At 29.9% G+C, this 12,382-nt stretch carries 14 protein-coding genes and 1 other RNA gene; 12 read left to right on the forward strand and 3 right to left on the reverse strand.

Features of this window, described 5'->3' with window-relative positions; all coding sequences use genetic code 11:
* Positions 1-436: 436 nt before the first annotated feature.
* The 6 genes from ACJDTP_RS09615 to ffs all read left to right on the forward strand — a co-directional run bounded on the left by ACJDTP_RS09615 (position 437) and on the right by ffs (position 4,294).
* Complete coding sequence (locus ACJDTP_RS09615; RefSeq protein ID WP_078117527.1) at positions 437-1,312, forward strand: response regulator; 876 nt, start codon at positions 437-439, stop codon at positions 1,310-1,312.
* On the forward strand, positions 1,294-1,761 hold the full coding sequence (locus ACJDTP_RS09620; protein WP_078117526.1) for a chemotaxis protein CheX: 468 nt from the start codon (positions 1,294-1,296) through the stop codon (positions 1,759-1,761). Before ACJDTP_RS09615 ends, ACJDTP_RS09620 begins: the two co-directional genes overlap by 19 nt.
* 134 nt (positions 1,762-1,895) lie before the next feature.
* Positions 1,896-2,531, forward strand: coding sequence for a TIGR01906 family membrane protein (locus tag ACJDTP_RS09625; protein ID WP_078117525.1), 636 nt, complete (start codon positions 1,896-1,898; stop codon positions 2,529-2,531).
* A gap of 148 nt (positions 2,532-2,679) precedes the next feature.
* Positions 2,680-3,057, forward strand: coding sequence for a fluoride efflux transporter CrcB (crcB, locus tag ACJDTP_RS09630; protein ID WP_026015860.1), 378 nt, complete (start codon positions 2,680-2,682; stop codon positions 3,055-3,057).
* A gap of 102 nt (positions 3,058-3,159) precedes the next feature.
* Positions 3,160-3,711, forward strand: coding sequence for a ferritin-like domain-containing protein (locus ACJDTP_RS09635; RefSeq protein WP_173712488.1), 552 nt, complete (start codon positions 3,160-3,162; stop codon positions 3,709-3,711).
* 316 nt (positions 3,712-4,027) lie between these two features.
* Positions 4,028-4,294, forward strand: an RNA gene (gene ffs / locus ACJDTP_RS09640) — signal recognition particle sRNA large type.
* Positions 4,295-4,448: 154 nt separating this feature from the next.
* Here the strand turns inward: ffs and ACJDTP_RS09645 are convergent.
* From ACJDTP_RS09645 to ACJDTP_RS09655, 3 genes are all read right to left on the reverse strand, one after another.
* Positions 4,449-5,333, reverse strand: a complete 885-nt coding sequence (locus tag ACJDTP_RS09645) for a fumarylacetoacetate hydrolase family protein (RefSeq protein WP_406761036.1) — start codon at positions 5,331-5,333, stop codon at positions 4,449-4,451.
* A gap of 125 nt (positions 5,334-5,458) precedes the next feature.
* Positions 5,459-5,950, reverse strand: a complete 492-nt coding sequence (locus ACJDTP_RS09650) for a dihydrofolate reductase (RefSeq protein WP_406761037.1) — start codon at positions 5,948-5,950, stop codon at positions 5,459-5,461.
* A 67-nt stretch (positions 5,951-6,017) separates the two neighbouring features.
* Positions 6,018-6,809: a thymidylate synthase gene (locus ACJDTP_RS09655; RefSeq protein ID WP_017212280.1), complete on the reverse strand. Its 792-nt coding sequence runs from the start codon at positions 6,807-6,809 to the stop codon at positions 6,018-6,020.
* A gap of 298 nt (positions 6,810-7,107) precedes the next feature.
* Between ACJDTP_RS09655 and dnaX the strand changes: the two genes are divergently transcribed.
* From dnaX to ACJDTP_RS09685, 6 genes are all read left to right on the forward strand, one after another.
* Positions 7,108-8,754 carry a DNA polymerase III subunit gamma/tau gene (gene dnaX / locus ACJDTP_RS09660; protein ID WP_078117521.1) on the forward strand — a complete coding sequence of 549 codons (1,647 nt, stop codon included), beginning with the start codon at positions 7,108-7,110 and terminating at the stop codon, positions 8,752-8,754.
* An 85-nt stretch (positions 8,755-8,839) separates the two neighbouring features.
* On the forward strand, positions 8,840-9,181 hold the full coding sequence (locus ACJDTP_RS09665; RefSeq protein ID WP_023974902.1) for a YbaB/EbfC family nucleoid-associated protein: 342 nt from the start codon (positions 8,840-8,842) through the stop codon (positions 9,179-9,181).
* Positions 9,182-9,292: 111 nt separating this feature from the next.
* A complete protein-coding gene (gene recR / locus ACJDTP_RS09670) occupies positions 9,293-9,889 on the forward strand; it encodes a recombination mediator RecR (protein WP_077844315.1) in 597 nt (198 codons plus the stop codon).
* A 218-nt stretch (positions 9,890-10,107) separates the two neighbouring features.
* Positions 10,108-10,386, forward strand: a complete 279-nt coding sequence (locus ACJDTP_RS09675; RefSeq protein ID WP_077838921.1) for a YaaL family protein — start codon at positions 10,108-10,110, stop codon at positions 10,384-10,386.
* A gap of 20 nt (positions 10,387-10,406) precedes the next feature.
* Positions 10,407-10,676 (forward strand): pro-sigmaK processing inhibitor BofA family protein, encoded by a 270-nt coding sequence (locus ACJDTP_RS09680; RefSeq protein ID WP_023974900.1) that lies wholly within the window; start codon positions 10,407-10,409, stop codon positions 10,674-10,676.
* Between the two features lie 343 nt (positions 10,677-11,019).
* The gene (locus ACJDTP_RS09685; RefSeq protein ID WP_406761038.1) at positions 11,020-12,294 is read left to right on the forward strand and encodes a CHAP domain-containing protein; all 1,275 of its coding nucleotides are present in this window, start codon (positions 11,020-11,022) and stop codon (positions 12,292-12,294) included.
* Positions 12,295-12,382 lie beyond the last annotated feature (88 nt).

Genomic DNA, 12,382 nt, shown 5'->3' on the forward strand with positions numbered 1-12,382 from the left:
TATAAGATAGCTTATAGGGCTATTCATAGTGGATGGAATATTACATAAAAGGTTATTACTGTAATTGACTTTATTTTTTTATATTAAAATACTCTTTGGGGAATAAATATAGATAAATTAAAAGTTTGTAAGCATAGGTGTTATCTGAGAATACAGAAAATGACAAGCTTAAAATATAATATAAATATTAAATAAGAAATAGGGCAATTTACTGATTTTTATCCTAACTATAATATGTATTAATATGATAAATTTATTATATTATGTAGAAATTTCGTTGAGTATTAGTAGAATTTAAAATATAATGATAATATGATTAACTTACAAAGCATATTAATTTTAATGGTTATTTTTAAAAAGAGAATTGTGAGACAGATTGATATTAAAGTTAGGTAGGTTGATTGTATTTATAAATAAAGGGGTAGGTGGTGTAATTATGAAAAATGTGAATATTGTTATAGTGGATGACTCGCCTTTTCAAATTGCTTTATTGAGAGATTTATTAACAGAAAGTGGATTTAATGTTGTGGGTGAAGCAGGTTCTTTAGCTGAAACCATTGAGGTTGTTACAAATGTGAAGCCGGATTTAGTAACAATGGATATGACTATGCCGGGAACTGATGGATTTGAATGTACAAGGGAAATACATAAAATTGATCCTAATATTAAAGTTATAATTGTTAGTTCTATGATGGATGATGAAATAGTAAGAAAAGCGAAAAAGAATCACGTATGTGGGTACGCACAAAAGCCAGTAGATGCAGAAGAATTAACATTATTAATAAATAGAGTTATGGCAGATGAAGAACTGTTTTTAGAATTGGAAGGTCTATATTCATCAGTGTTTAGAGAGGCTCTATTAGATGTATTTAATAAGCTTACTAAAACAGTACCGGTGATTACACATGAAAGCAATGAAAATGTTGAGAAAATTAGCAAGGGAATTTCAATTGTCATGGGGGTTATAGGAAAGTATTCAGGAAGAATAATTTTCGATATGTCATTTGAAACTGCTAATAGCATAGGAAAGGCATTGCTTAAGAGAGAGGTAAAGAATACTGAAGAAATGCTTAATGTTATGTCTGAGATAACAAATATGGCGGCAGGAAATGCATGTTCAATGATAAACAAAAGAAATAGGATATTTGGATTAAGGGTTGCTCCGCCAACCACATTCCATGGAGAATCAATTAGTATATCGAAAGCAGAATTAGAAACTACTTATTCTGCAAATGCAAAAACTCAGTTCGGAGATTTATCAATTAGTATAGGCTTTGGAAGAGGTGAAGGAGAATGGATGTCAATTATATAAATCCAATATTAAATTCTTTTGCAAGTGTATTGCCACAGTTAGGGTTACCTGATGTAGAGAAAAAAGGAATAAGTCTAAGAGGCAGATTTATAGAGAGTCCTGGAGTTGTCATTATTGTTGGTATTATAGGTGACATTAAAGGTAATGTTATTTATGGGTTAAGCTTAGATGATGCAAAACGAATAGCATCTACAATGATGATGGGAATGCCAGTTGAACAATTTGATGAATTGGCTCAAAGTGCAATTTCAGAACTTACAAATATGTTAACTGCAACTGTAGCAACTAATTTTTCAAAAGAAGATATTAATATAAATATATCTACACCAACTCTTGTACATGGAAGCTTTACTGCAAATGCGAGTTCAGATAAAGTTGTATGTGTGCAAATGGGTGTTGGAGATATGAATATTGAGGTTAACATTTCAATGGAGAAAAACACAATTTAGAATATTTATAATTTTTATAATAAAACCATTTGTGATTTTGAATCATAAGTGGTTTTATTAAAGGCGAATTAGATTATTTAAGGAAGTGAATTCATATAAATAAGAGTATATTTTCAAAAGTTTTAAGAATAGCTTTGGGGATTTGTAGAGATATATTTTATGCGATATCAATTATATCCATTATAGTTTTAAGTGTTTTAAATACAACTAGTATATATGGTTATGCAATACAAAGATATAAATTAAATGAATACACTGGATTATCAACAGAAATATTAATGGATAACTATAAAAGAGTAATTTATTATGTTCAGAATCCGTTTATTAAGGAATTAAAGTTTAATAGTATAACTATGAGTGAATTCGGAAGGATACACTTTTTTGAGGTGAAGAGAATATTTATAGCGCTATATGTATTTAGTATAATATTTATTGGAGTTATAATCTTTAAAGTATTGGCTAATAAATCAAATGATTTAAAAAAGAGGCTTATAGCAAATTTTAATAGTGGTGTAAATATGATGGCAGTAATATTCATATTTGTTGGTGCAATATCAGCAAAGGATTTTTCTAAAGCATTTATTTATTTTCATAAAATATTCTTTAGAAATAATTACTGGATATTTGATCCTAGAACTGATCCTATAATAAATGCATTGCCAGAAGAGTTTTTTATGCTTGAATTAATGAGCATAATAATTTTGTTGGTAGTAGTTACTGTGGTTATAAAGTTACTTTATATTAGAAACAAATTAGGTTCGAAAAGTTAATTATAATTTACTTTTGAAACTCTCTGATATATAATAACATTTATAAGAAAAACTGATTAAATATAGCGAGGTTAATATGACATACGCTATGTGAAAGACTCTTGCTTTAGAAGGCGGGAGTTTTTTTATTATTAAGGAGGAGATTATTTTGCAAAAGATTATTTATGTTGGAATAGGTGGTTGCATTGGAGCTGTAATGAGATACCTAGTGACCATACAATCAGCAAAAATGATAAATTCTAATATTCCATTGGGAACATTAATAGTAAACGTAGTTGGAGGTTTCCTTATAGGAATGATAATGGAACTAAGTGTTTCAACAGATTTGATATCGCCCAATTTAAAGCTCTTTTTGACAACAGGTGTTATGGGTGGGTTAACAACATTTTCAACATTTAGCTATGAAACAATAAATTTAATTAGCGACGGAAGATACTTATTTGGAATTGCTAACATTTTATTAAATGTATTTTTAAGCATAGGGGGAGTTGCCTTAGCTAGACTAGTATGCAGTATATCAATTTAGAAAAGAATAGTTGTTTTAAAAAACTAAAAAAGATAATATTAAGGCAATGAGTTTATGAAAAGTATGTTAAAATATATATGAAATTTAAGGGGGATGGACTATTTGAAGTGTAAAATATGTGGTATGGAAATAAATGAAAGAAATTTTAATTTTAATGAAGAAGCTTTTATTAATAAGAATTCGATAGACAATATTATTCATTGTCCATTTTGTGGTGTAGGTAAGGAGTATTTGAGTGAAAGTAACGAAATAATTACAGTACAAAGTGACTCGTTTGATGAAAATACTTTGAAGATTTTAGACCATGCTGTTAAGCTTGAGCTCTTTAATGGTGACTTTTATAATACGGCAGCTATGAGAGCTAAAAATGATAAAGTCAAAAAAGTATTTGGAGCATTATCAAAAATAGAAATATGTCATTCAAAAATACATCAAAGACTAGGTGATTTTATAAAGGCTCCTAATTTAAGTAAAGTCAGCTATGATAGATATGATAGTGATAGCGCACTTTTACAATTAGCAAAACAAAAAGAAGAACATGCTGTTGGATATTATGAAAAATATAAAAATCAGGTTAATGACAGCAATTTACTTGAAATATTTGCAGCTTTAGCTGGCGTAGAGAAGGAGCATATCATTCTTGTTGAAGAATAGATAATCTTTAATTTGAAAAGATTTAAGGCTTATTTAAATAAAAAATATGAGGGAAGAATTGATGTAAAGTTAATTTTGTTATTGTATTATGGTATGTATGGAATAAATTTAACATAAAGACAGTAATAATGTTCTTGAATTTAGACTTTTTATGTGTTATCATTAACAAGTATCGAAAATGACATTTAATAAATTAATAATAATTTTAAAAATGTGTTTTTGATAAAAGCAATGATTAACATGGTTTGACGTCTGAGAAGAGACGATTTTCTCAATAGGAGAAATTAAGGTGCAAACCCTTATCATTCCACCATTGCCATGCTAGATGGGGAGTTAGCGGTGCCCTGTAACCTGCAATCCGCTATAGCAGGATTGAATTCCTCGCTTAGGTATTAGCGATTTATAGTCTGACTTTTGTAAGTGGTGTTGATGACTGGGTCCCACGCAATGGAAGCCCATGAACCTCGTCAGATCTGGAAGGAAGCAGCGATAAGTGGTTCCTTCCATGTGCCGTGGATCAATCTGGTCTGAGCTAACTGCATTAGTAACGTATAGAAAACTAATAACGAAGCGAGGTGCATGGTTTATTTTAATGTTTAATTATAGCATGGAAATGAAAAATTAATTAGGTTATTCTTCAATAGGATTAACATAGGACACAATAGGATAAGAAAGTGAGGGCATTTCAGTAATGAAATACCCTCATTTTCTTATCCTATTTAATTTAAATTTACTATTTACTTTACAATATTTTTAAGACAGCCTATACCTTCAATTTCGCATTCAACTATATCGCCAGGCTTTAGGAATTTAGGTGGTATGAATCCCATGCCTACACCGGCTGGAGTTCCCATTGCAATAATAGTTCCAGCCTTTAAAGTAATTCCCTGAGACAATTCATGAATTACGTCTTGTATTGAAGTAATCATAAGATCAGTAGTACTATTTTGTCTTAGCTCTCCGTTAACTCTAGAGCATATCCTTAATACTGGAGGATTAACAAATTCATCTTTAGTGACAATACAAGGCCCCATTGGAGTAAAACCATCTAAACTTTTACCAAAATACCATTGTTTATGTCTTGTTTGAAGGTTTCTTGCACTTACATCATTTATTATAGTATAACCAAAAACATAATCAAAAGCTTTTTCATTAGGTACATCTTTAGCGTCTTTTCCAATGATGACTGCTAATTCAGCCTCATAATCTAGACTATCAACTATTTGTGGATAACTAGGGATATAATCACCATCAGCAGTCGCAGTATTCACTCTTTTAGAAAAATATACTGCATATGGTCTATCCCCACCAAAGGCTTCGTTTTTATATCGAGCAGATTCAACCGCATGTTCCATATAGTTGATACCTAAACAAATAATATCTTGATTAGGATTAGGTATTGGAGGCATTTTAGAAATATCCTCTATGGAGATATATTCCTTATCATTATTAGTTAATGATTTTTGTAGAAGATCCATTTCATGATCTGTTATGTTTTCTATTAAACTGATCATGCTATCATAATTAATGCCAAGAGATTTTATAGGATAAACTCCTTGCTCATTGAGAGCTAGTATTCCTATTTGCTCTATGTCTTCATGCTTAAAAGTTACAAATTTCATAATACATTCCCCAATTCTAAAGATTTTTTATTTTAAAGTTGTATTTTAGCCCATTTCTAAAATAGAATTTAATTCTTTGTAATTATGATTGAGTAATATGAATTTAAAACTAATATTACTGTATATTACGCCTGTATTAAATTTACAAAAGTATAATGTAATCCATTTTTTTCATCAATAAATTTCTCTGATGTATATTCGGTATTATAATTTGAATAATTAATTCCAGGGAAATATGTATCGCCTTCAAATTCTTCATCTACTTTTGTTAAGTATAGCTTCTTTGCATAAGGGAGAAATTGTTTATAAATTTCAGCACCTCCAATTACAAAGACTTCATCTTCACACTCCAAATATCTTTGAAGTACTGAATTAAAATCGTGCTCTATTGTCACCTTATCTGAATATACATTAAAATTATTATCTCTAGTTAGAACTATATGTTCTCTATTTGGTAAAATTCCAGGCAATGATTCAAAAGTTTTTCTGCCCATAATCATTTTTTTGCCTGTAGTTATTTTTTTAAATCTCTTTAAATCCTCTGAAATATGCCATAATAATTTGTTATCTTTCCCGATTACATTATCATTAGCAATAGCAACAATTATTGAAATCATTTATTATCCCACCTATCTTAGGCACAATCAAAAGTATATTGTTTTCTTTCATATGCCTTAAATTTAATTATACTGATACGTCCATTTTTATAGATTCATGATGCTTATAATCTTCTAATTTTATGTCGTCAGGAGTAAAATCATAGAAATTTGTAATTTCTGGATTGATCCAAAGTTTTGGAGCATTATATGCATCATTTTTTCTTGTAAGTTGAAGTTTTAAACCATCTACTTGATTTTCGTATATATGAGCATTATTTATTACATGAGTAAATAATCCTGGTTTAAGTCCAGTAACTTGAGCTAATAGATGAACTAATACAGCATACTGAGATGTGTTAAATGGAACACCAAGTCCCCAATCTCCGCTTCTTTGAACAAGCATACAGTTGAGCTTCCCATCAGTTACATCCCACATTGTAAGAAAGCAGCAAGGATATAATGGAGCGCTATCTAGATATGGAATTTGCCATAAATTAATCATCATTCTTCTATCTTGTGGGTTATTTTTCAATGCATCTATTAATTTATCCATTTGATCGAATTTTTTTACTATCCAACCATAAGAAGTTCCGATAGTTCCATCTTCCATCATCCATTCATCCCATATTTTTACGTTTTGAGATTGAAGTTCTTTTACACTGTTTGATTGATCTTTAAAGATCCAAAGAAGTTCTTTAACGGCAGTTTTAAATGCCACAAATTTTGTTGTTAGTATTGGAAATTCTTTTTCTAAATTAAATTGCATAATTTGATGAGGTAGTTTATAAGTCTTGACTCCAGTTCTGTTATTATCGAAGTAACCATTTTCTAATATATCATTAGCAATGGCTAAATATTTATCATCATATAAACTCATTATAGATATGCCTCCTTATATTTAAAAACTATTTTTATAATAAAATTATTCAATATACATTTTAACCTAAACTATTTAACAAGTCATCCAATATATTTTATATAAAAGCATATTACAAGTACATGGTCTTCAGAAGGAGTGCAAGTTGAAGAAACTATTAGCAATTATTTTTAAATATTTTTATATTAAAAATATTTATTCAAATATATGTAATATAAGACTAATTGTGTATTTTGCATTGCACAAGCAATAGTGTATAATAATGTTATATTTAAGAGAAATGGCGAGGTGGTATCCCGTGGGTTATACAGCACTATATAGAGAGTGGAGACCAAAGAATTTTGAAGACGTTGTTGGGCAGGAACATATAACTACAACGTTAAAAAATGAAATTTTAAACGATAGAATTGCACATGCTTATCTTTTTTGTGGAACTAGAGGAACAGGAAAAACATCAACTGCAAAAGTAATGGCAAAGGCATTAAATTGTCTAGATTTACATAATGGAGAACCATGTAACGAGTGTGAGATGTGTAGAAAAATAAATGAGGGATTAGCAATTGATGTAACAGAACTTGATGCCGCTTCTAATAATGGTATAGACAAAATCAGAGATATTATAGATGACACAAAATATCCACCACAAGAAGCTAGGTATAAAATATATATAATGGATGAGGTTCACATGCTTTCAGTGGGAGCAGTTAATGCGTTCTTAAAAACTTTAGAAGAGCCTCCTAAGAGAGTAATATTTATATTAGCTACAACAGATCCCCAAAAGTTACCTATAACTATTCTATCTAGATGTCAAAGATTTGATTTTAAGAGAATAAGCCAAAAAGAAATATCTAGTAGACTTAAAAAGATAACAGATTCACAGGGAATAACTTATGAGCAAAAAAGTTTGGATTTAATTTCAAGAGTCTGCGATGGTGCGATGAGAGATGCATTAAGTATACTAGATCAAGCGATTGCTATGGGTGAAGATAAAATTAATTACGATGATTTAGTTAGTATATTGGGACTTGTAACTAATGAATATTTGTTTGACATAACTTACGCCATTATAGATAGAAGTATTGAAAAGTCGATGATTATAATTGATAAGCTTGTTTATTCTGGTAAGGATATGCAATTGTTCATTAAAGATTTAATAGCACATTTTAGAAATTTACTTATGGTAAAGGTTACAAATAATCCAGAAGAAGTTTTAGATATGTCTCTTGAAAATATTCATTTGATTAAAGAGCAGGGAAGAAAGATTAGAGTAGAAGAAATAATGAGAGCTATTAGAATACTTCAGGATTCGGAAATAAATTCAAAAGCTAGCAAGCAAAGTAGATTATATTTAGAGCTTGCTATTATAAAGATGTGTAAAATTGAGTATGATACTTCAAATGAGGTTATTTTATCAAGAATAAACAAGTTGGAGGAATCATTAAAAAGTGGCAAGATTCGAATGGTTCAATCAGAAAATATTAATGAAGAATTAAAATCTGCACATAATAATATAGGAACTAATTCAAATAATAATCAAAGTAGAAATGCTATTAATAAGGGCAACATAAATAGTAATAGTGTTAATTTAGAAGCTAATCCAAACTCATCGTTAACAGTAGATGATGTTGGAAGAGTATGGACAGAAATATTAGAAAAATTCAAGGCAAAGAGGGCAATGATTGTTTATGCTTCAATCGTTACAGCAAAACCATATAGCTTAAAAAATGGTATAGTTACACTTGAATATGATTCAATGTATGCATTTAATAAAGATAGGTTGCAGAAGGCAGAATACAGAGAAATTGTGAATACCGTATTTTCAGAAGTTCTAAAGGAAAAAGTAATTGTAGATTATGTAGTAAAAAATGATAATGAAGTAAAAGATCAAGAAGAGCTATTAAAAGAAACAATAGAAGGAATACCATTTGAAATATATGATGAATAGGAAGTTACTTATTCATTAAACTTGAGTATTAATAAAAGATGTTTTATAATTAATGAATGAGATTCAAGAAAGAGGAGGATTTTTTATGGCAAAAGGTGGATTTCCAGGAGGCTTTGGTGGCGGAAATATGAATAACCTTATGAAGCAAGCACAAAAGCTTCAAAAGCAAATGGAAGATATGCAAAAGGAACTTGAGACAAAGGAATTTGAAGCATCAGTAGGTGGTGGTGCTGTAGTTGTAAAAGTAACTGGTAAAAAAGAAGTATCATCAATTAACATAAAACCAGAAGTTGTAGATGCAGATGACGTTGAAATGCTTGAAGACCTAGTAATGAGTGCTGTTAATGAAGCACTAAGAAAAGCAGAAGAGGAAACTTCAAGCAAAATGGGTAAACTAACAGGCGGAATGCCAGGCGGGTTATTCTAAGAATTTCAATAGTTATTAATAAGTTAGCATACAGGAGTGTAGAAGAAACTTCAGCCTGTATGCTTTTTATAATAGGCTAAAAATATAGATAAAGGAGAATTATAAATTATGATGGAGTTTTATCCAGTAGCCATAGAAAAGTTGATAGAAGAATTTGCCAAGCTACCAAGTATTGGACAAAAGACGGCTCAAAGATTAACATTACATATCTTAAATCTTCCGGATGATGAAGTTAAGGAATTTGCGGATGCATTAGTTAAGGCAAAAGGAACGGTTAAGTATTGCTCGGTATGTGGAAACTTTACAGATAAAGATCCTTGTGCATTATGTGGGAATCCTAATAGAGATAAGGGTACAATATGTGTTGTAGAGCAGCCAAAGGATATTATGACAATGGAAAAGGTTAAAGAGTACAATGGAATATATCATGTATTACATGGAAATATATCTCCAATGCAGGGAAGAGGTCCTCAAGATATAAGAATTAGAGAGCTTGTTTCTAGAATGAACGAAGATGTAAAGGAAGTAATATTAGCAACGAATCCTAATATAGAGGGAGAGGCGACTGCAATGTATATATCTAAGATACTTAAACCTCTTGATGTTAAAGTTACTAGGATTGCTTCAGGTATACCTGTTGGTGGTGATTTGGATTATGCAGATGAAATTACACTATCCAAAGCACTAGAGGGAAGAAAAGAGATATAAAATAAAGGAACCTAAATAAGATTAGGTTCCTAAAAAAGTGTTACATAGATGGGAGTTAGAAGTTTCTATCTGCATTAGTGAAAAGCTTCTTAAGTATAATATATATATAGATTTGAAAAAGTGTTACAGTTATTGAAATAAATTATGGAATCAAATTATGTATATTTTTACCACTAGATGGATAAAATGGTAGTAAGAAGTTTTTTGGAGGGATTTACATGAATAAAAAAAATATTGTAGAGTACCTGATGAACAAGACTAATGACTCAAGTATGTATGCTAAGTTATTACATGATATGGAAATTGCAAAAATGGAAATAAATGTGGCTCGTAGCATGTTTAATAATGTTAACGATGACAAATTAATAGAAGTAGCTATTTATTCAGAGAATGTTGCAAGAAAAAGATATGATTACTTATTATCAATAGCAAGAGAAAAGGGGATAAGAGTAGAACATAATTATGTAGTAGAAAATAATGTACGAATTGTTGAATAAATAAAGTGGGGGAGCTAAATATGGAGGGACAATATTTAATATACGGATTAGCAGGGATAATATTATTATTTTTAATGATAAGATTATTAAAATGGCCGATAAAAATACTTATAAATGGTATCATAGGCGTTGTAATATTATATTTAGCTAATTTTATTATTGCAAATCTCGGATTAATAGGCATAAATGTTAATTTTTCGCTGGCGATTAATCCAATTACCGCTTTAATAGCAGGTTTTTTTGGAGTTCCTGGTGTTATTGTGTTGATTATAATAAGGTTATTTCTTTAATTGAGTTTTAGAATTTTCATTTAGAGGATTTTGACATTGCAAAATTTAATAATTATTCAAAGGTTGTCTGTATTTAGAAATATAAAAAGTTCATTATGTTTCTAAATACAGATTTTGTTATTTTTAATTATAATTATGTTTGTTAATTAAGTGATTTTGAGTTAATATTTAATGTATAAGGATTAAAATTCCTAGAGTATTATTTATTTTCCAAGGGGGGACTCTTTTAGCCTATTGAGATTAGTTTTATATTGAAATTGATGTAGTAATTTTTTATGTATAAACAATAAAAGAGTATATTATGAGTTACGTATAAGAAATAATTTATGAAGGGGAAAAGAAAGTGAACAAAGAATTTCTTAAAAAGATTATAATAACGGGAATGACAACTCTAATGGTAACAAACATGTGTTATATCTCAGCATCAGCCAAATGGATTAATGATAAGAACAATGGTTGGAGCTGGTTAGATGGAGATATTAAAACTACTGGTTGGAAAGAAATTGATGAAAAGTGGTATTATTTTAATGCAGATGGAATAATGAAAACAGGATGGCTTAATGATAATGGGAAATGGTACAACTTATCTAATAGTGGAGAGATGACTATAGGTTGGAAAAAGGTTGGTGAAAAGTGGTATCACTTTAATAATGATGGGGCAATGAGCATAGGATGGGTAAATGACAATGGCACTTGGTATTATACTAATTTTAGTGGAGAAATGGAAACTGGAACATTAGGCATAGATGGCAAAGTTTATACTTTCTCTGATAGCGGAGAAATGCTAAATGGTAATACTGAGCAAATAGAAAGTGGATCAGAGAATGTAAATGGTGTAAAGGATGACACAAATTCTCGTATTGCATATGTTGCAACAAATAATGATTCATTAAATGTTCGATCAGATGCATCAACTTCATCGGATATAATTGATACTATATATAAAGGTGCACAGATCAAAATTGTTAATGATGAAAAGAATGGATTCTATCCTATAATAATAAATGGAAAAAAGGGATGGGTAAGCTCTAAATGGGTTACTTTTAATAAACCTGAAGATGATACAACAAAAAATACAAGCTCTTCTAATACATCTAATTCAAGTATAGATACTCCATCAATAGATAATAAAAATTCTAATACGATCAGTAGTTCACTTAGTGATATAAGGAATACACAGCCAAGTACGGATAATAAGTATTACTATTCTGATGATAATCTTTTTTATAAAGTTAAGCTTTCGCCACCATTTTATAGTGGAGGAAAACCAATTAAAGGAAATTGTACATGGTATGCTTGGGGACGAGCTTGGGAAATTACAGGAGTGAAGCCAAGTGATGCAGGATTTATAGGTAATGCCTATGAATGGTGGGACGCAAATCAAAAAAGCGGTAAATATCAGTATGGTTCTCAACCTAGAGTAGGAGCCATTGCGGTTTGGAAATCTAACATGCCTAATTCTGGAGGCGATGGACATGTAGCAATAGTTGAAAAAATAGATGGTGGTAAAATTTATATATCAGAATCAACTTGGAATGGTGTAACTTTTAGGTATAGAGAAATATATGATACTAATTATTTATATGGATATATTTATCTGGACAAGCCAAACCACTAAGAATTTTATAAGCTAAAGCGGCTAGTGAGTAGTTTTTATTAGTGAAACATAATAAATATTATTGCACATGCAATATAAATAGAGGTTA

Origin of the sequence: Candidatus Clostridium helianthi (genome assembly GCF_045310795.1) — a bacterium.
In the GTDB taxonomy this organism is placed as follows: Bacteria; Bacillota; Clostridia; order Clostridiales; family Clostridiaceae; genus Clostridium; species Clostridium helianthi.

Bases quoted from the DNA above. Each gene is read 5' to 3' on its own strand.
- ACJDTP_RS09615 (WP_078117527.1), top strand. From the start codon at position 437: ATGAAAAATGTGAATATTGTTATAGTGGATGACTCGCCTTTTCAAATT.
- ACJDTP_RS09620 (WP_078117526.1), top strand. From the start codon at position 1,294: ATGGATGTCAATTATATAAATCCAATATTAAATTCTTTTGCAAGTGTA.
- ACJDTP_RS09645 (WP_406761036.1), bottom strand. From the start codon at position 5,333: ATGAAATTTGTAACTTTTAAGCATGAAGACATAGAGCAAATAGGAATA.
- ACJDTP_RS09650 (WP_406761037.1), bottom strand. From the start codon at position 5,950: ATGATTTCAATAATTGTTGCTATTGCTAATGATAATGTAATCGGGAAA.
- ACJDTP_RS09655 (WP_017212280.1), bottom strand. From the start codon at position 6,809: ATGAGTTTATATGATGATAAATATTTAGCCATTGCTAATGATATATTA.
- ACJDTP_RS09665 (WP_023974902.1), top strand. From the start codon at position 8,840: ATGGCAAAAGGTGGATTTCCAGGAGGCTTTGGTGGCGGAAATATGAAT.
- recR (WP_077844315.1), top strand. From the start codon at position 9,293: ATGGAGTTTTATCCAGTAGCCATAGAAAAGTTGATAGAAGAATTTGCC.
- ACJDTP_RS09675 (WP_077838921.1), top strand. From the start codon at position 10,108: ATGAATAAAAAAAATATTGTAGAGTACCTGATGAACAAGACTAATGAC.
- ACJDTP_RS09680 (WP_023974900.1), top strand. From the start codon at position 10,407: ATGGAGGGACAATATTTAATATACGGATTAGCAGGGATAATATTATTA.